Origin of the sequence: Amycolatopsis anabasis, from assembly GCF_009765355.1 — a bacterium.
Lineage (GTDB): Bacteria > Actinomycetota > Actinomycetes > Mycobacteriales > Pseudonocardiaceae > Amycolatopsis > Amycolatopsis anabasis.
The window spans coordinates 92,869-112,927 of record NZ_VTHK01000014.1 but is presented as its reverse complement, the minus strand read 5'-3'; the positions used below and the strand labels follow the sequence as shown (position 1 = coordinate 112,927).

General features: G+C 71.5%; 19 protein-coding genes and 1 pseudogene. 11 read left to right on the top strand and 9 right to left on the bottom strand.

The genetic code is table 11. The features are described from left to right. Window positions 1-67 precede the first annotated feature (67 nt). From FXO23_RS20075 to FXO23_RS52275, 5 genes and pseudogenes are all read left to right on the top strand, one after another. A pseudogene (locus FXO23_RS20075) lies at window positions 68-925 on the top strand (metallophosphoesterase family protein); the annotation flags it as partial. Further along, window positions 925-2,172 (top strand): MFS transporter, encoded by a 1,248-nt coding sequence (locus FXO23_RS20070; RefSeq protein ID WP_158886898.1) that lies wholly within the window; start codon window positions 925-927, stop codon window positions 2,170-2,172. The pseudogene FXO23_RS20075 and the gene FXO23_RS20070, both read left to right, overlap by 1 nt. Further along, window positions 2,169-3,161 (top strand): TolB family protein, encoded by a 993-nt coding sequence (locus tag FXO23_RS20065; RefSeq protein WP_158886897.1) that lies wholly within the window; start codon window positions 2,169-2,171, stop codon window positions 3,159-3,161. Before FXO23_RS20070 ends, FXO23_RS20065 begins: the two co-directional genes overlap by 4 nt. A 110-nt stretch (window positions 3,162-3,271) precedes the next feature. Then, on the top strand, window positions 3,272-3,688 hold the full coding sequence (locus FXO23_RS20060) for a pyridoxamine 5'-phosphate oxidase family protein (RefSeq protein WP_158886896.1): 417 nt from the start codon (window positions 3,272-3,274) through the stop codon (window positions 3,686-3,688). A 266-nt stretch (window positions 3,689-3,954) separates the two neighbouring features. After that, on the top strand, window positions 3,955-4,089 hold the full coding sequence (locus tag FXO23_RS52275; RefSeq protein ID WP_281356558.1) for a hypothetical protein: 135 nt from the start codon (window positions 3,955-3,957) through the stop codon (window positions 4,087-4,089). A gap of 161 nt (window positions 4,090-4,250) precedes the next feature. On the opposite strand, the gene FXO23_RS20055 is transcribed toward FXO23_RS52275, so the two are convergent. Beyond that, entirely contained in the window at window positions 4,251-4,460 is a 210-nt protein-coding gene (locus FXO23_RS20055) for a hypothetical protein (RefSeq protein WP_158886895.1), read from the bottom strand. A 590-nt stretch (window positions 4,461-5,050) separates the two neighbouring features. Here FXO23_RS20055 and FXO23_RS20050 point away from each other — a divergent pair. Both FXO23_RS20050 and FXO23_RS20045 read left to right on the top strand, forming a co-directional pair. Then, window positions 5,051-5,632 (top strand): GrpB family protein, encoded by a 582-nt coding sequence (locus tag FXO23_RS20050; protein ID WP_218952100.1) that lies wholly within the window; start codon window positions 5,051-5,053, stop codon window positions 5,630-5,632. A 15-nt stretch (window positions 5,633-5,647) separates the two neighbouring features. Continuing rightward, the gene (locus tag FXO23_RS20045; protein WP_158886893.1) at window positions 5,648-6,103 is read left to right on the top strand and encodes an RsbRD N-terminal domain-containing protein; all 456 of its coding nucleotides are present in this window, start codon (window positions 5,648-5,650) and stop codon (window positions 6,101-6,103) included. 204 nt (window positions 6,104-6,307) lie between these two features. Here the strand turns inward: FXO23_RS20045 and FXO23_RS20040 are convergent, their stop codons facing one another. Then, a complete protein-coding gene (locus tag FXO23_RS20040; RefSeq protein WP_158886892.1) occupies window positions 6,308-7,084 on the bottom strand; it encodes a hypothetical protein in 777 nt (258 codons plus the stop codon). A 136-nt stretch (window positions 7,085-7,220) separates the two neighbouring features. Between FXO23_RS20040 and FXO23_RS20035 the strand changes: the two genes are divergently transcribed. Then, entirely contained in the window at window positions 7,221-7,928 is a 708-nt protein-coding gene (locus FXO23_RS20035) for a peptidylprolyl isomerase (protein WP_158886891.1), read from the top strand. 12 nt (window positions 7,929-7,940) lie between these two features. Here FXO23_RS20035 and FXO23_RS51070 read toward each other — a convergent pair whose 3' ends face one another. Further along, window positions 7,941-9,278, bottom strand: a complete 1,338-nt coding sequence (locus FXO23_RS51070; RefSeq protein ID WP_218952099.1) for a serine/threonine-protein kinase — start codon at window positions 9,276-9,278, stop codon at window positions 7,941-7,943. Between the two features lie 168 nt (window positions 9,279-9,446). On the opposite strand from FXO23_RS51070, the gene FXO23_RS20025 reads away from it, so the two are divergent. Beyond that, window positions 9,447-10,289 carry a hypothetical protein gene (locus FXO23_RS20025; RefSeq protein ID WP_158886890.1) on the top strand — a complete coding sequence of 281 codons (843 nt, stop codon included), beginning with the start codon at window positions 9,447-9,449 and terminating at the stop codon, window positions 10,287-10,289. On the opposite strand, the gene FXO23_RS20020 is transcribed toward FXO23_RS20025, so the two are convergent. The 4 genes from FXO23_RS20020 to dprE2 are packed head-to-tail and all read right to left on the bottom strand — an operon-like array spanning window position 10,286 to window position 13,109. Then, window positions 10,286-10,690 carry a MarR family winged helix-turn-helix transcriptional regulator gene (locus FXO23_RS20020; protein WP_158886889.1) on the bottom strand — a complete coding sequence of 135 codons (405 nt, stop codon included), beginning with the start codon at window positions 10,688-10,690 and terminating at the stop codon, window positions 10,286-10,288. The two genes, FXO23_RS20025 and FXO23_RS20020, sit on opposite strands and share 4 nt — an antisense overlap. Then, the gene (locus tag FXO23_RS20015; RefSeq protein ID WP_158886888.1) at window positions 10,687-12,093 is read right to left on the bottom strand and encodes an MFS transporter; all 1,407 of its coding nucleotides are present in this window, start codon (window positions 12,091-12,093) and stop codon (window positions 10,687-10,689) included. Before FXO23_RS20015 ends, FXO23_RS20020 begins: the two co-directional genes overlap by 4 nt. Before the next feature lie 47 nt (window positions 12,094-12,140). After that, the gene (locus FXO23_RS20010) at window positions 12,141-12,314 is read right to left on the bottom strand and encodes a hypothetical protein (RefSeq protein WP_158886887.1); all 174 of its coding nucleotides are present in this window, start codon (window positions 12,312-12,314) and stop codon (window positions 12,141-12,143) included. A gap of 51 nt (window positions 12,315-12,365) precedes the next feature. Then, the gene (gene dprE2, locus FXO23_RS20005; RefSeq protein WP_158886886.1) at window positions 12,366-13,109 is read right to left on the bottom strand and encodes a decaprenylphospho-beta-D-erythro-pentofuranosid-2-ulose 2-reductase; all 744 of its coding nucleotides are present in this window, start codon (window positions 13,107-13,109) and stop codon (window positions 12,366-12,368) included. Window positions 13,110-13,196: 87 nt separating this feature from the next. Here dprE2 and FXO23_RS20000 point away from each other — a divergent pair, with 87 nt between their 5' ends. Next, complete coding sequence (locus tag FXO23_RS20000; RefSeq protein ID WP_158886885.1) at window positions 13,197-14,234, top strand: fatty acid desaturase family protein; 1,038 nt, start codon at window positions 13,197-13,199, stop codon at window positions 14,232-14,234. Here FXO23_RS20000 and FXO23_RS19995 read toward each other — a convergent pair. Both FXO23_RS19995 and FXO23_RS19990 read right to left on the bottom strand, forming a co-directional pair. Continuing rightward, the gene (locus tag FXO23_RS19995; RefSeq protein ID WP_158886884.1) at window positions 14,208-16,670 is read right to left on the bottom strand and encodes a helix-turn-helix domain-containing protein; all 2,463 of its coding nucleotides are present in this window, start codon (window positions 16,668-16,670) and stop codon (window positions 14,208-14,210) included. The genes FXO23_RS20000 and FXO23_RS19995 overlap by 27 nt on opposite strands. Further along, the gene (locus tag FXO23_RS19990; RefSeq protein WP_343034497.1) at window positions 16,667-17,848 is read right to left on the bottom strand and encodes an Hsp70 family protein; all 1,182 of its coding nucleotides are present in this window, start codon (window positions 17,846-17,848) and stop codon (window positions 16,667-16,669) included. Before FXO23_RS19990 ends, FXO23_RS19995 begins: the two co-directional genes overlap by 4 nt. 355 nt (window positions 17,849-18,203) lie before the next feature. On the opposite strand from FXO23_RS19990, the gene FXO23_RS19985 reads away from it, so the two are divergent. Next, complete coding sequence (locus tag FXO23_RS19985; protein WP_158886882.1) at window positions 18,204-19,946, top strand: IniB N-terminal domain-containing protein; 1,743 nt, start codon at window positions 18,204-18,206, stop codon at window positions 19,944-19,946. Window positions 19,947-20,059: the final 113 nt, after the last annotated feature.

The window sequence follows — 20,059 nt, the reverse complement described above, 5'->3', positions numbered from 1 at the left end:
CGTGAACTCATCCCTGTCCCGGCTGTTCCCCGCCCTCGGCGTGGCGCTGCTCGCGCTGCTGCCGCTCTCCAGCGCCGGTGCGAGTCCACAGTGGACAACAGCACCGGGGACCTACGTGGTGGCCGCCGCGGGCGACATCGCCGACCGGTGCACCGCGAGCGACGCGAAATGCGTCCATCCCAAAACCGCGGCCCTGGTCGGCGCGATGAACCCGGCGGCCGTGGTGACCATGGGCGACAACCAGTACGACGACGCCCACCTCGCCGACTTCCAGAAGTACTTCGACAAGACCTGGGGCAGGTTCAAACCGATCATGCATCCGGTCCCCGGCAACCACGAGATGTACGACAACACCCCGTTGGAGGGGTACAAGAAGTACTTCGGCAAGATCGCCACCCCGCAGGGGAAGACCTACTACAGCTGGGATCTGGGCAACTGGCACTTCATCGCGCTGGATTCCAACGACTTCGTCGCCGACAGCCTCACCGCCGCCGAACCCGCGCAGCTGACCTGGCTCAAACAGGACCTCGCCCGCAACACCAAGGGCTGCGTGGCGGCGTACTACCACCATCCGCGGTTCAGCTCCGGCGACCACGGGGACAACAAGGGCGCCGCGCCGATCTGGTCCGCTTTGGTCAACGCCAAGGCCGATCTCGTGCTCAACGGGCACGATCACCACTACGAGCGGTTCGTGCCGCAGGACGTCAAGGGCAAACCGAACGCATACGGCCCGGTGCAGATCATCGGCGGGATGGGCGGGATGACGCTCTACCCGGTGCACGCCGAACATCCGGCCACCGCGAAACTCCTGTCCGGCACCTTCGGCGTCCTCCGGCTCGAACTGACCGACACCACGTTCACCTCCAGGCTCGTCGGGCTCGACGGGAAGGTCCTGGACAGCAGCCCGACCTACACCTGCCACTGATGTACATCGCGACGAGCCGCGCGTCGGACGCCGCGACCGGGGTCGCCGACCGCCGGGGTTCCCTGCGCCGCACGGTCGGCGGCAACGTCCTCGCACTGGGCCTGGTCAGCCTGGTCACCGACATCTCCTCGGAGATGGTGACCGCGGTGCTGCCGATGTACCTGGTGCTCGGCCTCGGCCTGAGCCCGTTCCAGTTCGGCGTGCTGGACGGGTTGTATTCCGGGGTCACCGCGTTCGTGCGCCTGCTCGGCGGGCACCTCGGGGACCGGTGGCGGCGGCTCAAGGCGGTGGCGGGCTTCGGTTACGCGCTGTCCGCGGTGTGCAAACTGGGCCTGCTGGCCGCGGGTTCGGCGACCGCGGCGATCGGTGCGGTGCTGGCGGCCGACCGCACCGGCAAGGGCCTGCGCACGGCGCCGCGGGACGCGCTGATCTCGTTGAGCAGCACCCCGGAAACGCTCGGGCGGTCGTTCGGCGTGCACCGCGCGATGGACACCGTCGGCGCGTTCCTCGGCCCGCTCGCGGCGATGGGCGTGCTGTGGGTGAGCCTCGGCAGCTACGACTCGGTGTTCTTCACCAGTTTCTGCGTTGCGACGCTCGGGGTGCTGCTGCTCGTCCTGCTCGTGCGGGACCGGCGGCCTTCCGGCGGCGGGCGGAGTTCGGTACGGGCGGCCGTCGGGCTGCTGCGCCTCGCGCCGTTCCGGCGGGTGTGCTGCTGGGCGGCGCTGCTCGGGCTGGTGACGATCAGCGATTCGTTCGTCTATCTGTTGCTGCAGAAGCGATGGGACCTCGGCGCGGTGTACTTCCCGCTGCTGCCGCTGGGCACCGCGGGGGTCTACCTGCTGCTGGCGGTGCCGCTCGGGCAGCTCGCGGACCGGATCGGCCGCTGGACGGTGTTCCTCGGCGGGCACGTCGCCCTCGTCGGCACGTTGCTCCTGCTGCTCGGCCCGGTCGACGGCCTGCTGCTCGCGGTGCTCGCACTCGCGCTGCACGGCGTGTTCTACGCGGCCACCGACGGCGTGCTGATGGCCGCGGCGGGGCCGCTGCTCCCGGCCGAGCTGCGAGCGAGCGGGATGGCGCTGGTGCAGACCGGGCAGGCGAGCACGCGCATGCTGTCGTCGGTGCTGTTCGGCGCGGCGTGGACGGCGTGGGACCTGCACGCGGCCGTGCTGGTCACCGCGGGCGCGCTGGCGGCGGTGGTGCTCGCGGCGGCCGTCGCCCGGCCACTGCGGTCCGGAGCGGGCGCATGAGGCGCCGGGTGCTCATGCTGATCGCGGCCGTGCTCGTCCTGGGCGGAGCGGCCGTCGGCTACGCGGTGCACGCGCGGCAGCGGACCGGCGGGGAGAACGTGGTCCCGGTGGTGTCCGGGCAGGCGATCTCGACCCTGGCACCCGGGCAATTGCTGTTCCGGAACACGGCGGCCGGGCCCGATTTCGGCCGGATCGCCAGCGTGCCGCTGGATCGGCCGGACGCGCCCAGGCAGACCACGGATCTGAAGTGCGACCGGTTCGCGGCGGCGGCCGGCACGGCGCTGTGCCTCGCCGCCCGGCCCGGCGCGCTGCCCCCGATGACCGATATTTCGGTGCTGGATTCCGGACTTCGCGTCCTGCGCCGGTTCGAACTGCCGGGCACGCCGAGCCGGGCCCGGCTCTCGCCGGACGGCCGCCGGGCCGCGTGGACGCTGTTCGTCACCGGGGATTCCTACGCCGCCAGCGGATTCTCCACGCGAGCCGGGGTGTTGGACCTGGACTCCGGGGAACTGGTGAAGAGCATCGAAGAGTTGCCGGTGCGGCTGAACGGCGAACGGTACTTCGCCGCGGACGTCAATTTCTGGGGCATCACCTTCGCCGCGGACGGCAACCGGTTCTACGCGACGCTGGGCAGCAAGGGCCGGACGTATCTCGTGGAGGGCGACTACGAGCGTTTCCGGGGCCGGGTCGTGCGCGAGAACGTGGAATGTCCCTCGCTGTCCCCGGATGGCGGGCGGGTGGCGTTCAAGAAGCGGGAGGGCTCCGGGTGGCGGCTGGCCGTGCTGGACCTGGCCGGCGGGCGGGAAACCCTGCTCGCCGAGACGCGCGGCGTGGACGACCAGGCCGCCTGGCTGGACGGGCGGACGGTGTCCTACGCGCTGCCCGGGGCGGGTGGCGGCAGCGATGTGTGGGCGGTTCCGGCGGACGGATCGGGCTCGCCGAAACTGCTGGTGACCGGCGGATCCTCCCCCGTGGCGGTGGGCGGGTGAGGCCGCTTCGGTCCCCGTGCCGAGGGGACTTTGTGCCCTACCGCAGGTTACCCGCGATAGGCGACAGTTCCGTTCATGTCCGTGGTGGAAGCGTTTACCTGGGGGCGGATATGACGCCGTCTGTCGAGCTGGAGAGCTTGGATCCGGCGAATAGCCGGGCCCTCCTGCGGTCCGCGCCAGTGGGGCGGCTGGTGTTCACCGAACGCGCGCTTCCCGCGATCCGGCCGGTGAATTTTACCATATATCACGGAAGCGTGCTCATCCGACTCACCGAGAATTCGGAACTTCAGCGGCTCGACGGAACAATTGTGGCCTTCGAGGCGGACGAAATCGACCGTGTCACCCAGATCGGGTGGAGTGTGGTGGTTCTGGGGCGGGCGGAACTGGTGACCGATCTCCGGGAACTGGTACTGCTGGGCGAATCGGCCGCATGGCGAGGAACCGGCGACCGGTGCCTGCGCGTGCAGATCGATCAGATCACGGGATATCGCCTCACCTTGCTGACCCCGATCGACCAAGCCGGCTGATCCCGCCCCAATTCACCCGTCGGTGTTATCGAACTTATGTTCGAATCAGGGTAGTGTCGCTCTCATGAACACCACCTGGACCCTCTCCAACACCGCATTCACCGCACGACCGCTGGAGTGCGACGACTACCGCGACACCGCCGCCTTCCTGCTCGAAGCACTCCACATTTCCCGCCGCGAAGCCAAAAACCCGGCTGAAGTTCGCCGGAACCGCGACCGGCGGCAAGAAGTACCACGCCGAGATCTCCAGCATTCCCAAGGGGGGTGTGCGGGCGCTGCGCATCGACCGGACCGACTACGTCTCCGATACCGGGATCTACAGCCACCGCCGCTACATCCCCCGCGCCGAAGCCTCCGAGACCGCTCGGGCGCAGTTCTCCCGCAGGCAGGAAGCGCGCTGAGGCATGACCTTCTCCGCCCTCGCGCCCGTGCAGGGCTCGACCGTGCCGGCGGTGTGGCTGACCAACGACCCGGCCGTGATGCTCGCGGTCCCGGCCGCAGCGGGCCGGAACGTATCCGAGTTGGCGCAAGCGACACTGGCCGAGCCGACGGGACCGCACGATCAACCTGCGCCACTACTTCCCAGCCCCGGCGGTGTCACCGCCCCTTGCGCGAGCTGACCGGTCTGGACGCACAAATCGCCCAGCGTGTGCTCGTCCGCCCTGGCGCGCACCCGCTGCTGGGCGACGTGCTCACGCTCACCGCCAGCCTGCTCCGGTGGCGCGCCCCGGATCGGCAGGTCGTCCAGTTCGGCCGCGCGGGCGGTCGGCACCGCTCGGTGGCCGCCGCCGAGCACTCACCCGCCGACTCGGGTTCCCCGGCTGGCGGGCCGACACCCGTCATCTGGACATCGACAAACCCGTGGCTGCGGACCGATTACCGGCAGCGTTTCCGGATTGCTCGCGACGCTCTTGTACCCGTCGAAAGATCGATCGTTGGTTCTCCAGCGCCCTCCGGGCACGCTCCCGGGCATCGTCCGCCCAGAGGCGGCAGGCCGCCGCCCTGGCTCGCGCATTCGCCGAGTCCCGCGACAACCGCCGTGCCCGCACACCGGCAGCGTTGCTCCACCCTCCCCAGTCCCGCACCCCTCGCTCGTCGGACATCGCCATAGCCACAAGTATCCCCGAATCCGCAGTGCGGTCCAGATGTCAAACCAGTCACGTCTTTCACCTCGCAACGAAGGAGCACGGTTTCAAATGAGCACAACGGCACAGCGAATGGGAAACGCGCAGGGACCACGGCATGCCCGGATTCATCCCGTCCGCCTGGCTCGCCCCAGACCGAAGACGCCTCCGCAACACCGCACACCCAGGGCACCGCCATGCCGCCTGAGTTTCGCGGGTGTTCCGTCAGACTGGGCCGGTGGGCGACTTCGAACTGATTGGTGGCAAGGAAAAACGCGCGATCCGGATCGTCGAGTACGACCCGGGGTGGCCGGAGCGGTTTCGGCGGGAGCGGGAGCGGATCGCCGGGGCGCTGGGAGATCGCGCGTTGCGGATCGACCATGTCGGGTCGACGTCGGTGCCGGGACTGGTGGCAAAACCGATCATCGACATCGACGTCAGCGTGGCCGATGTCGAGGACGAGCGCGGCTACCTCGACGCGTTGCTCGGCGCCGGGTACGTCCTCCGCGTCCGGGAACCGGGGCATCGCATGGTGCGAACCGTTGCCCGGGATGTACATGTGCATGTCTGCGCCGCGGGAAGCGAATGGGAGCGGCGGCACCTGCTCTTCCGGGACTGGCTGCGCGAGCATCCGAAGGACCGCGAGGCGTATGGACGGCTCAAACAGGAGCTCTCTGCGCGCGACTGGGCGGACATGAACGAGTACGCCGAGGCGAAGGGCCCGTTCATCGCGGAGGTCACCGCGCGGGCCGAACGCGCCGGCGGTGTTCGTCCGGTCACTACCGGGCTCGATGCTGGTGCGAATGGACAACGCGCATGAAACGATGGCGCTGGTATGGACGGTCGGAGTCGCAACGAAGCGGAACTGTACGGCAGGCTGCTGCGGCGCCTGCCGGAGATGACCGGCGAGGTCGTCGACCGGCTGGTCGCCGAGTTGCCGCTGTACGGGCGGATGCCTCCCGAGGAACTGTCCAACGACATCAGCCGGGTGATCGAGCGGAACCTTCGGGTGTTCGCCCGGACGTTCCGCGAGGGGCGAGCGCCGGGAACCGAGGAGCTGGCGGCAATACGCGATTCGGCGGCCGTGCGGGCGGCGGAAGGTGTCCCGCTCGAGGCGGTGATCGCCGCGTACCACCTCGGAGCCCGGGTGGCCTGGGATGCCGTGGTAGCGGACATCGGGCCGGAAAACCTCGCCTGGGTGACCGCGGCGCACGACCACGTGATCAGTTATCTGCAGGCCGTGGTGCCCGCGGTCGCGGCCGGATACGACAAGGCCCGCGTCACCGGCTGAGGAAGTAAGTATCCGAGAGCTGGGGTGAACTCCGGAGCAAGCGCGCGACGGAACTCGCAGCCCGGCGATCCCAGCGCCGAGGTACCTCCTCCCGGCGAGGCGCCGCCCAGCACAGTCGCGGTGGTCAGGGCAGCCATCAGCGTGCAGCGAGCGTGGCTTGTCGAGGGTGCCCCGTCGACGTGATCGCGGAGCACGTTCCCTGAGTCAGCGCGGGCCGCCGAGCCTGGGCACGGTGAGCGTGGTCGCCGCGGTGGTCAGCCAACCCACCAGGGTGCCCAGCGGAATCGAGGACAACCGCTCGCGCCAGCGGTCCGCCAGGCCGTACACCACCAGCTCGCCCTCGCCCGGTTCGACACCGGTCAGGCGCAGGCCGCGGGGGAGGTCCGGCACGGTCACCGAGATCGGCCGCAACCGGCGCGGCAGGCGGATCCGCACCCCGCCGAACTGCACCGCCACCGGGCGCAGGGACACGCCGTCCGCGCCGACGTCGGGCTCGACGTGCAGCGCGCCCCAGTGGGGACGGCGAGCCGAACGCACCCGGACGATCCGGTCCGTGCCCACCTCCACCAGCACGTCCGGGCGTACCTCGGCGATCCGATCGGCCAGCACCTCGGCCGACACGGTGACGGCCACCTCCACCGAGGCGGCCACCAGGACGGGTGACGGCAGGGAGCGCACCTCGACATCCCGGCACACCAGGACCAGCCGGTCCAGCGGGGTGTCCGGTACCGCGATGTCCTCGAAGACCAGGCGCACATCCCCCATCTGGGCCTGCCCGAGGCCGACCGAACTGACCCGGAAATCCAGTTCGGCCAGGGTCATCTCCACATCGGCCTCGCCCGCGCGGACGGTGAGCCGTCGGCCCAGCATCCGATCGCCCGCGGTCCGCACCGCCGTTTGCAGCATCGCGGCCGGGGTGACCGGCACCGTGGGCAGCAGCCGCCACGGCAGCCAGTCGTCGAACAGACTCGGACCGCTCATCCAACCATTGTGGCTCAGGTCGTGTTCCCGAGACGCGGGTGCCACCTGCTCGGGGTGACGCACAAAAGTCACAACCTAACGGAATCCGGCCTTATACTGCCTCGTTTCCATTCGCCACGAGCGAGGGAGAACACGCGTGCGCAAAACCGCGATCGCCGTACTGACCGGTGGCTTGTTGTTCGCCGGAACCACCGGTACCGCGTTGGCCGATCAGGCCGAACCACCGAAGACCACGCACGGCCCCTGCCAATACACCGAGACACCGGACGAGCCCCCGGCCAGACCGGTCTCGCTGCCACCCGACCCGCGCCGCACCCCGAGCCACGGCACCGTCACCGTCCGGCTGAAAACGAACCAGGGCGACATCCCGCTCACCCTCGCCCGGTCGAAAGCGCCGTGCACGGTCCAGAGCTTCCTGCACCTCGCGCGGCACCGGTTCTACGACCGCACCACCTGTCACCGGCTCACCGCGTATCCCACGCTCAAGGTGCTGCAGTGCGGCGACCCCGGCGGAACCGGCGAGGGCGGTCCCGGCTACCGGTACAAGGACGAACTGCCCACCGATCTGCCACCCGCCCCGAACGATCCGACCGGACAACGCAGGATCTACCCGCGCGAAACGCTGGCCATGGCGAACGCGGGCCCGGACACCAACGGGAGCCAGTTCTTCCTCGTCTCCGCGGACTCCGTGCTCCGGCCCAACTACACCGTGTTCGGCACGGTCGGCGCCGAGGGCCTGGCCACCCTGGACCGGATCGCCGCCGGTGGCGTGGCCGGTCCCGATCCGCAGGACGGCAAGCCCGCGCTGACCACCGACATCATCCGCGCCCGGCGCGGCTGTTGACGCCTGGCCGGGTCACCCGGCGGCGGCGCTGTCGCCGCCGGGGTTCGAAACCGAGGTGGTGGCCGTCGTCCCGCGACCCTTGCCTTCCTTCTTGCCCTTCTTCTTGGCTTCCGGCTCCGCGCTGACCGGGGGCCCGCCCTTCTCCCGCCCCTTCGCGTCGGCCTGGGTGGGCGCCGCGCCGGTCGCCGCCGATTCCTGGTTCTTCGCCGGCGCACCCGGCGCCGCGGGCTCCGAAACGGCCTTCCCGGCGTTCGCCGCGGTGATCGTCACCGGCTCCTGTTCCGGCGGGGCGCCGGGCGCCGGCGACGGGCCGGTCACCGTCCCCGAACTCGGCGCGGTCGGGGCGTTCGCGTTGGCCATCAGGGCGCCGACGATCACGACCGCGGCCAGCGGCGCTCCGGCGAGTGCGATCAGCTTGCGGCGACCGCTGATCGCCGGTGTCTTCGTCCGTTCGGGCTTCTTCCGATCCGCGAACGGGATGGTCGGCACCCCCGCGCCACCGCTGCGCAACGCCTCGGCGACCTCCGCGGCCGTCGGCCGCTCCGCCGGATCGTTGACCGTCATCCACTCCAGCAGGCGGCTCAGCCCGTGCGGCAGGTCGCGCGGCACCGCGGGCAGCCGCTGCAGCCGGGCCACCGCGGCCTCGGCCATCGGCCCCGGATACTCCCGGCGGCCGGTGACGCATTCCAGCAGCACCAAGCCGAGCGCGAAGATGTCCGCCGGCGCGGCGACCTCGTTGCTGCGCACCTGCTCGGGGGCGAGGTACGCGGCCGTGCCGATCACCACCCCGGACGCGGTGAGCCGGGTGGCGTCCAGCACCTGCGCGATCCCGAAATCACTCAACATCGGCCGGTGCGGACCGAGCAGCACGTTGTGCGGTTTGAGATCCCGATGGGTGACGCCCCGGGCGTGCACGTAGGCCAACGCGTCGGCCAGCTGCGCGCCCAGTTCGACCGTCTCGCCCGCGGGCAGGGCGCCCTGCCGGATCCGCGCGGCCAGCGTCGGCCCCTCGACGAGTTCCATGGCCAGGAACGTCTTGTCCGCATACGTCCCGGTGTCGTACAGGGCGACCAGCCCCGGATGCTGCAACTGGCTCAGGATCCGGATTTCCTGCGCCTGCCGCCGCTCGTCGACTCCCTGGCCCCGGTCGAACAGTTTGATCGCGACCTCGCGGCGCAGCACCCGGTCGAACGCCCGGTGCACGGTGGCGGTGGCCCCGGTGCCGATGACCGCCCCGAGCCGGTAACGATCCGCGAGGACCGGCGCGGACGGCGAAGCCTCCTCGACCGGTCGCTGAGCAGGCTCAAGCCAGTCGCGGAGATCGAAAGCCGGACTGGTCTCGTCCTCCATCGCAGAAAACCCCACAGGTCGTCGCACCGTCGTCGTAGACCGCTAGACGATACTCCGCTCATCGGACATAACGCAGGACAAGGTTGAATTCAACCCTTGACCCATATGGTCTAGACCACATAACGTGAAGACCGCTCACATACGACACCGCGCGGGTGGAGGAGCGGGATGCGCGCCAAGGGATTCCTGGCCACGCTGGCGGTGGTCGCGTCGGTGCTGCTCTCACCGGTCGCCGCGCACGCGGCGGACGCCTGGACGCCGGTCGGTTCGGACCGGGCACGCCCGCTGGACGAGAGCCAGGGACTGGCCACGGTGGTCCGGCCGGACGGCACGTCCGTCCGCTACACCGGAATCGGCACCATTCCCGCCGGAATCTCCGCGCGCGGCTGGAACCACGTCGGCGACCCCGGTTCGGCGCTGGGTTACTACATCGAGCCGTACCAGCGGGACGACCGCGGCCCCAAGCTGTTCCGCGTGCAGGCGCCGGACGGTTCCTGGGCCGAATACACCCATGCGCTGGAACCGTGGGAGGCCGGCAACAACTCCTTCGCCGCGGTGTCGCCGGACGGGCGCTGGCTGGTGGCGGGCGAATGGGGCACCATGGATCGCCTGCTGGTGCATCCCGCACCCGGTATCGCGTTCACCAATCCGGACGCCAATCTCCCGTACGCGTCCGCGATCCGGCTGGACCACCAGGTCCGGGACATCCAGGGGTGCGATTTCCTGACCGCGACCCGGTTGCTGTGCTCTTCGGACGATCCGGACGGGAAGCTGTTCGGCATCACGAAACCCTTGCTGCAGGTGGATCTCGCCGGACCGCTCGGCAACGCGGACGTGTCCGCGCACGTCACCGCGCTCGGCCAGCTACCGCTCAAGAGCGCCTGCGGCGGGAACTTCGAGGCCGAGGGCATCGACTACGACGAACGCGACGGCACGCTGCGGGTCGTCGTGCTGTCGCCGGGAGTCTGCGTGGCCTTCGACAGCAAGACCTGGCGGTTGCGCCGCGGTTAGAGCTTCCCCAGGATCTCGTGCAGCGCGGCGAGATCCGCGGGGTCCAGGGTCCGCAGTGGATCCGGCGGTTGGGCGAGGACACGGTTCGCCCGCTCGGCCGCCGCCGCGCCGGCCGGGGTGACCGCGACGATCTTGCGGCGCCGGTCCTCCGGGTGCTCGGTCCGGGTGACCAGCCCGCGCCGCTCCAGATCGTCCACGATCACCGTGGTGTACGGGCGATCGGTGACGAGCTCATCGGTCAGTTCGCGCATGGTGAGCGGGCCGCGGGCGATCCGGCGCAGCGCCTTGGTCCGGATGAAGCTCATGCCGAGCGTGTCGGCGACCTCCTTGCGGCGGTCGTGCTGCTCCAGGACCACCTCGCGCATGCGCAGCCAGACCCGGGCGGCGAGTTCCTCGCTCACGCCGCGCCCACCGTGACCTTCGGCGGCTCGCAGACGAAATGCCGCGCCGCCCGCTCGGCGGTTCCCTTCGCCCACCGGCCGGTGGTGAGGAGCCCGAGCCCCAGTACGGCCACCCCGCAGCCGGTCACGATCAGCCAGCCGACCTCGCTCGTGGCGACCACCAGTCCGACCACGGCCACCCCGAGCCCGGTCCCCACCTGACGGCTCGTGGATGCCAGCCCCGCGGCCACCCCGGCCTGGGAACGGGGCATACCGGATACCGCGGCGTTGGTGATCGGTGCGTTGAGCATGCCGAACCCTATGCCGAACACCAGGTAGGCGGTCAGGAGCAGCGCGGTCGGCGTGTCCGGTCCGGTCGTCGCGAGCAGGGCGCCGCTGACCGCGATGCCCGTCCCGGCGATCAGCAGCGGCAGCCGCGGCCCGCGTGCGCCGACGATCCGCCCGGACAGCGGGGCGAACACCGCGGTCATCGCCGCCATCGGCAGGGTGAACAACCCGGCTTCCAATGCGGACAGGTCGCGGACGTTCTGCAGGTACAGCGTGTTGAGGAAGAGGAACCCGGCGAGCGCGGCGAATCCGCAGATCGCCAGGAGCGTCGCCCCGGAGAACGGGACGCTGCCGAAGAACCGCAGGTCCAGCATCGGCTCCGGATGCCGCCTTCCCTGCCGCACGATCCCGGCCAGGGCGAGGACGGCGAGCGCGAAGCAGCCGAGGATCGGCGCCGAACCCCAGCCCAGCTTCGGGCCTTCGATGATCCCGTAGGTCACCCCGGCCAGCAGCACCATGACCAGCACCTGGCCGACCGGGTCCATCCGGCGTGCGCGGGCGGCCCGCGATTCCGGCACGAACGCCGCGGTGAGCGCCGCCGCGGCGACCCCGATCGGCACGTTGATCCAGAAGATCGACCGCCAGCCGATCGCGTCGACCAGGGTGCCGCCGACGACCGGGCCGAGCGCCATGCTCAGGCCGACCACACCGCCCCAGATGCCGATCGCGCGGGCCCGTTCCTTCGGTTCGGTGAACGTGTTCACGATGATCGACATCGCCACCGGGTTGAGCATCGAGCCGCCGACCGCCTGCACCATCCGGAACACGATCAGCAGCCCGATGTTCGGCGCCAGGCTGCACAGCAGCGAGCCCAGGGTGAACAGGCCCAGCCCGATCTGGAAGATCCGCCGCCGCCCGACCCGGTCCGCGGTCGCCCCGGACACCATCAGCAGGCTCGCCACCACCAGCGTGTAGGCGTCGATCGTCCACTGCAGACTCGACACCGAAGCGTGCAGTTCACGCTGGATCGCGGGCAGGGCCAGGTTCACGATCGTGTTGTCCAGTCCGACGATGAACAGGCTCATGCAGCAGATCGCGAGGACCAGCATCCTGCGGCCACGGCTGAGTTCGGCCACCCGCCACCCCCATTAGTTGTACGTCTATAACAGTTAGCACTGTACAACTATTTGAGGTTCTCGGCGCGGCGGGTGAGCAGGATCTCCAGCTTCGCCCGGTCGGCGGCCGAGATTCCGGCCAGCCCGCGCCGGGGAAAGCGGGCGAACTCGTCGCCCTGCTGGAGCACGCGACCGAATCCGTGCCGCGGCACGTGCCCGGGTTCACCCCGGCCAACATCCACGCGAGCACGACCCGCACCTGTGCACGGTGGAATCCGTCCACCACCGGTGAGTCAGCGGGGCATGCGCCGCCAGATCGAACGGGGCAGCAGGCGCAGCGCGGCGAACACCGGGCGCAGCACGCGCGGCACCCACACCACGTCGCGGCCGCGGCGCAGGGCGGCGACCGTGGCGTCGGCGACCTGGTCAGGGGTGCTGGAGAACGGCGCGGGAGTCATCCCCTCGGTCATCCGCCCGATCACGAAACCGGGGCGGACCAGCAGGAGGCGGACCCCGCTGCCGTGCAACGCGTCGGCCAGGCCGCTCGCGAATCCGTCCAGCCCGGCCTTCGCCGAACCGTAGACGTAGTTGGCGCGGCGGACCCGGGCCCCGGCCACCGAGGAGAAGACCACGAGCCGCCCGCTCCCCTGTTCCCGCAACAGGTTCGCCAGTTCGGTCAGGACGGCGACGTGCGCGACGTAGTCGGTGTGCACCACAGCGAGCGCGTGCGCGGCTTCGCGTTCCGCGCGCTCCTGGTCACCGAGGATGCCGAAGGAGACGACCACGACGTCGAGCGGGCCGTACCGGGCCACGACGTCGTCGAGCAGCGGGCGGTGACCGGTCACGTCGTCGGCGTCGAACTCGACGCGGGCGACCTCCGCCGCGCCCGCCTCGCGCAGGGTCTTCTCCTCGGCGTCCAGGTCGCCGCTGCGCCGGGCGGCCAGTACGACCGTCCGCGAACCGTCGCCGACCAGACGTGCGGCCACCGCCAGGCCGATTTCGCTGCGGCCACCGAGCACCAGGATCGTCCCACTCATGGCCGGGGAGTCTGCCACGCCCGATCGTGTACGAAACGTTTGCGTCACGGACACCTGTCACGACGACCGCGCGGCTACCGTCGACCCATGACCGCTGCTCCGCACACCCAACCGGAAAAGGGCAGCGACTTCGCGGCGCTGTCCCGCCATATCAAGCACGCCGGGCTGCTCGATCGCCGCTGGGGCTACTACGCGACGAAGATCGGCCTCAACCTCCTCGCCCTGGCCGGGGCCGCCGTCGCGTTCGTCCACATCGGCGATTCGTGGTGGCAGCTGTTCATGGCCGCCTTCTTCGCGCTGCTGTTCACCCAGCTCGCCTTCATCGGCCACGACGCCGGGCACAAGCAGATCTTCCGGACCCGCCGCACCAACGACCTGATCGGTTTCGCGCACGGCAGCCTGGTCGGCCTCAGCTACGGCTGGTGGATCGGCCAGCACAACCGCCACCACGCCAATCCGAACCACGAGGACGCCGACCCCGACGTGGACATCCCCGCGCTGGCGTTCACCCGGGAACAGGCGCACGCCAAGCGGGGATTCCTCCGGTGGATGGCGAAACACCAGGCATACCTGTTCTTCCCGCTGCTCCTGCTGGAAGGGCTCAGCCTGCACGTCTCCAGCGTGCGGTCCATCTGGCGGGGCGAGGTCAAATCCCGCCTGCTGGAAACGGGCCTGCTGCTCGCGCACTTCGGGATCTACTTCACCGCGGTCTTCCTCGTGCTCTCGCCCGGGACGGCCGTCGTGTTCATCGTGGTGCACCAGGGAATCTGGGGCGTCTACATGGGATGTTCGTTCGCCCCCAACCACAAGGGCATGCCCACCCTGCCCACCGGCCACACCCTGGACTTCCTGCGCAAGCAGGTCCTCACCTCGCGCAACGTGCGCGGCGGGCGGTGGGTCGACTTCGCGCTGGGCGGGCTGAACTACCAGATCGAGCACCACCTGTTCCCGAACATGCCGCGCCCGAACCTGCGGCACGCGCAGGTGATCGTCAGCCAGTTCTGCGCCCAGCGGGGCATCTCCTACAGCCAGTGCGGTCTGCTCACTTCCTACGGCGAAGTGCTGCGCCACCTGCACGAGATGGGCGCGCCCCTGCGTTCACGCTCCCGGGCGCTCGCCGAGTAGGGAGCGCAGCTGGGCGAGGAGCTCACCGCGGCTGGTGGCGCCGAGCCGTTGCCGCATCCGGGCCATGTGGTGTTCCACGGTCTTGGCGGAGATGAACAGCCGGGCGCCGACCTGCTTGTAGGTGAGGCCGTCGACCACCAGCCGCGCGACCTGGAGTTCGCGTTCGCTGAGCCGCGCCATGCCCGAAACGTCGTCCACTCCCCCGGGCTCCGCGGCCGGCGCCGAGGGCCCCTGCAGCATCCGGGCGCAGTCCAGCAGGGCCAGCATCGCCTTGCGGTCGGAGGTCCGGATCGCCGCCTGCCCGGCCAGCCGCGCGCCGTCCCACCACAGCCCGGCGCCGCGCAGCCCGCGCGCGGCCGCCTCGACCTCGTCCGGATCGACGTCGCCCGCGAGCACCTTGAGCCAGCAGCCCGCCGCGGTGGCCGTCGCCGCGAAGTACGGTCCGGCCGAAGCGTTGCCCGCCAACGCTTTCACATGTTCTTCGGCCTCGCCCGGCCGTTCGGCGATGATCGCCGCGTGCAGGCCGCTCCAGTGCAGCGGGGTCGACCACAGCGGCGGATCGCCCAGGGCGCGCACCAGATCGTGCGCCTGCTTCAGATGCGGCGCGAGGCGATCGCTGTCCTCGAGCCGGGCCGCCGCGACGGCGAATTCCCCGAACGCCACGATGGTGAACAGATCGACCCGGTGCCGGATCACCGCCTCGCACGCCTGGCCCCAGATCTGGCGCAGCGCGCCGAGATCGCTGGTCCGGCGGGCCAGCCCCACCTCGCACGCGACCGCGAACAGCCAGTCCCGCGGCGTCAGGTCCGGCCCGGCGGCCGCGAGCCGCCCACCCGCGAGGGACGCGTCGCCCCGGATCAGGGCGATCCAGGCCAGCAGCAGGCGATGGCGGGCGGTCAGCGCTCCGGCGCCGGTGCCCGCGGCGACCGCGCGTTCCAGCACCGGTTCGGCGATGGCGAGTTCGCCGCAGTGCAGGGCGACCAGCGCGGCCAGCGCGGCGGGGCTGTCCGGCAGCAGCAACGACCGGCCGACCGGTTCCAGCATCTCCGCCGAACTGACCAATGTGGACAGCGCCTCGGTGGGTGTGCCGGTGACCGAATCCAGCACGCCCTGCGCGGTGGCCGACAGCGCACCGGCCAGCAGTGTCGGTGGTTCGTCCACAGTAGACGTTTCCAGGGCGGCCCGGGCCTCGGCGAGGCGGCCGGTGCCGATCAGCCCGATCGCGGCGAACGCCCGCGACTGGCCACCCCCGGCCCACTGCTGCAGTTCCGCGCTGCGGGCCAGCTGGCCGCGATGGGCGAGCGCGGTCGCGGCGACCCGGGCCGCGTCCGCCCGATCGGCGGCCTCGGCGGTCGCGATCACCTGATCCGCGAGGCGCAGCGCGGTGTCCAGGTCACCGGACAGCGCGGCCGCCTCGGCCCAGCGCGCGCCGACCGCGGTGACCGGCACCCCCGCCGACACCGCGGCCTCGAACAGCCGCGCGGCCAGCGCGGGATCCTCCGCCAGGGCCTCACCGGCCGCGGCCTGGAACGCGCGGCCCGCACTCGGCCCGGAGAATCCGGTTTCCAGCCACGGCCGGACCATCGCCAGCACCGGGCCGCCGCGGTCGAGCTGGAGCTCGGTCAGCCGGTGCCGTATCGCCGTGCGCCGCTCGGCGGGGACGAGCGCCCGCAGCGCGGCCGCGCCGATCGGCAGCAACGTGCCGTCCGGCCCGAACAGGCCGGTCGCGCGCGCCGCGTCGAGCACCTCGCCCACGTCGTCGGGTTTGCGGTCGAGCAGCACGCTCACCGCGTCCAGATCCAGTCCGGCCCCCGCCTCCGCGGCCAGCAGGAAGCGCAACGTGTCCGGTTCGACGCGATCGAGTTCGTGTCCGAGCCCTGCCAGCGCGGCGCCCGGGAGCTCCAGCCGGTCGCCGAGCGCGCTCACCACGCGGTGCACCAGCCCGGGGACGCCACCGGTCTGCGCGGACACGAATTCCGCCGTCCCCGGCGGCAGCCCGGGCGTCCCGGCCAGGTAGGCGTCGAGCTGGGCCCGGTCGAAGCGGCGCAGCACGACCTGCGCGCGCAGGCGGCTGAGCAACTCACCGAGCAGGGCGGGCCGGGGCCGCGGGCGGGCCGCGACCACCAGGCCGGTCCGGTCGTCGGCGGCCAGCCGCAGCAGGTCGCCGAGCGCGCCGTCGTCGAGCGCGTGGGCGTCGTCGACCAGGACCAGGGCGGGCTCCCCGGCATCCCGGCCGGCGCCGAACCGGACGACCGGCACGCCGTTCGCGGCGCAGCCGCGCTCGAGGTGGTCGAGCAGCGCGGTCTTGCCGTATTCGCCGGGAGCGACGACCGCGAGGCGCACCGGGGTGAGCCGGCCGCGCGCGACGTCGTCGCACAGCCGCGCGGTCGGCTCGTCCAGGATCAACTCGGGTGAAGCGGCCACACGCTGGCTCAACGGCTGTCCTCGTCTCGTTCCTCGGTCCGGTTTCCGCCCTTGCGCGACAGCGCGAATCTCTTCGGCGGGTCGAGCGGGGTGACCTCGACCGGTGGCCGCGGCGGTGGCGGTCCGAGCTCGTCCTCCTCGACGCGGGCGAGTTCCCCGGAATCCCGGGTCGCGAGCGCGGTGGAGACCGCCGAGTCGCGGTCGGTTTCGGGAGCCATCCGGGGCAGCCCGGCGAGCGCGGCTCCCCGGGCGACCGCGGTGCCCGGATCGTGGTCGACCAGCACGCGGCAGTTCAACGCCTCTTCGGCGAGCTCGGCGACCAGCGGAATCCGCGCGCTGCCGCCGACCAGCACGGCACCCGCGAACCGGTCCGCCGGAACGGGGGCGGCCAGGCGCCGCAACTGCGCGACCGCGGCGGTCAGCACCGGCCGGGCGAGGTGCTCGAACTCCGGGCGGGTCAGGCGGACCTCGCCGCGCCCGCCGGGGAACGGGACCGGCACGATCGCCTCCGGGGCGAGGGAGAGCCGTTCCTTGGCCTCGACGCAGGCCGCGCGCACCCGGCCCATCGCGGTCCGCGCGTCCGGATCCGTGTGCTCCGGCGCGGCCACCCCTGCCTCGGCCAGGACGTATTCGACGAGCAGGTCGTCGATCCGGTTACCGGCGCGGGGCACCGCGTTCTCGGCGCGCGCGAGCAGTTCGAACCCGGCCGGGGCCCGCCGCAGGACCGCGGACTCGACGTGCTCACCGCCGATCCGGCAGACCGCGAGCACCGCCCCCGGGTCCAGCCGCTCACCGGGAATCCCCAGCTCGGCGGCGGCGACCGGGCTGGGCAGCAGCAACACCCCGGGCAGCCCCGCCTCGTCCAGCGCGGCGTACAGCGCGCCCCGCCGGTGGGGACCCCACGCCGCCGGATGGGTCAGCACGATCCGTTCGGCGGGGCCGCCCTCGGCCTCGGTGACCAGATCGGCGACCCAGCCGGCGAAGGTCGCGGCGAGCGCCTCGGCGAGGTACCGGTCCTCGCCGAGCACCAGCGGCACCGGGTCGCCGACCTGGGCGAGGAAACCGCTCGCGAGTCGTTCGGGTTCGGAGTTCAGGTACCGCCGGACCGCCTGCCCGGCGAGCACGGCGCCGTCCGGGGCCACGTGCAGCACCGTGTCGATCCACCGGGCGCCACCCGCAAGGGGGACCACTTCCGCGTCACCCCAGGTGCCACCCATGCGGCGACACACGGCGACGGTCGTCCGCGTGTGACCGAGATGAATCCCCAGGACATAGGGCATGCGGGCGGTTCCTTCGCGGTCTGCTCGGCGGGTGGGGCTCTTCCTACCAAAGTCGGAGCGACAAAGGGATACCCCGTGTCAACGCGCACCCGAGCCCCTAATCCCCTAATCGAGAGGTCACATTCACCCCATCGTGGACCTCAAGGCAACCCGGTGTGATCCCCGATGCCGGTGGGGGTCCCGGCTCCCTAGCTTGTGAAGCCGACGCCGTGGCGGGCGCCCGTCACGGCGTCGCCGCACTCTTGAAGCCCTAGGAGACATTCCCTTGACCTACTCTGAGCAGACTCTGCACGACTTCGTGCTCAACCTGCTGACCGACGAGGCCGCCCGGTCCGCGTTCGCCGCCGACCCGGCCGCCGCCCTCGCCGGTGCGGGCCTGCACGACATCAGCGCCCAGGACGTGCAGGAAGTGATCCCGCTCGTCGTCGACTACGCCCCCGGCGTGGAGACGCTGGAGAACGGCCTCGCCCAGCTGCCGAACGCCGGCTCCGCCGAGACCGCCATCCAGCAGCTCCAGGCCGTGGCCGACGCCGCGGGCACGCACGTGACCCCGGGCCTGGACACCTCCACCCCGGGCTCGATCGCGGGTGGCCTCGCCGGCACGTTCCCGGGTGGCGAATTCACCGTCGGCGGTGCGGGCTCGGCCGAGGGCGCCAGCGGCTACGGCACCTTCACCAGCGAGCACGCGAACGCCGAGGGCGGGTTCGACGCGAGCACCTCCGGCGCGAGCGGCCACTTCACCAGCGAGTCCGCGCTGGGCAACGCCGCCGCCAGCACCGACACCACCGCCGAGGGTTCGCACGGCGGCTTCGAGTTCACCAGCGAGCACGGCAACGCCGCGGGCTTCTACCAGGCGGGCCTCGACGGTGTCTCCGGCACCGCCGGTGGCGACTCCGCGCTCGGCACCTTCTCCGCCACCGGCGGCGGCTCCGCCGAAGGCGCCTACGGCGCGGGCGCGGTCGACAGCCAGCTCGGCAGCGGCCAGGGCTCCTTCGAAGCGACCGCCGAGGGTTCGCACGGCGGCTTCGAGTTCACCAGCGAGCACGGCAACGCCGCGGGCTTCTACGAGGCCGGTCTCGACGGTGTCTCCGGCACGGCTGGTAGCGACTCCGCGCTCGGCACCTTCTCCGCCACCGGCGGCGGCTCCCTCGAGGGCGCCTACGGCGCGGGCGCGGTCGACAGCCAGCTCGGCAGCGGCCAGGGCTCCTTCGAAGCGACCCCCGAGGGTTCGCACGGCGGGTTCGTGTTCGACAGCGAGTACGGCAGCGGCCAGGCCTTCTACGAGGTCAGCACCGAGGGCGCGTCCGGTTCGTTCGCCGCGGACAGCCCGCTGGGCAGCGCCGCGGGCGAGGCTTCGGTCTCGGCCGACGGCTTCAGCGGCTCGCTGGAGATCGCCGGCGCCGGGTTCTCCGCCGAGGGCGTCGCGGCGGGCGGTCTGGACGGCTTCTCCTCCGAGGGCAGCTCCTCCTCGCCGCTCGGCGACTACGACTTCCAGTTCGGCGGCACCCCCGCCGAGACCTCCGCGGGCACCGTGGCCAGCTACGTGTCCCACGGCGGCGAGGTGCTCGGCGGCGGGATCGCCACCGGCTCCGAAACCCTGGGCGGCTACCTGACCGGGACGGGCGCCGCCCCGGCCGCGGACGCCGTCACCGCCGGTGGCCACGAGGTCGGCGCGCAGGTTTCGCGCGGCGCCGAGGAGGTCGCGAACCAGGTGGCCAACGCCCCGGCCCCGGATCTCGGCTCGCTGCCCGCGCCCAGCGTGCCGGTGGAGATCCCGTCGGAGCTGCCGACCCACCTCCCGGCCGCCGACCTGCCGACCCACCTGCCCGCCGGGCTGCCGGCCGAACTGCCGCACCTGCCGGTGGCCAACCCGCTGCCCCAGGTCGACCAGGCCGTGCACCAGGTCACCGACGCCGTTTCGCACAGCCCGCTCGGCCAGGTCGTGCCGGACCACCCGGCGCTGCCGGAGGTCGGCAACGTGGCCGACGACCTGCACCTGGGTCACTGACAACGCGCCGATGAAGCACTGACCCATCCCCTGGAGTCAGGTCGAAGCGACCCGGTCCGTCCTGTGAGACGGACCGGGTCGCCTTCACTTGGACCGGATGAAACGGCACACTG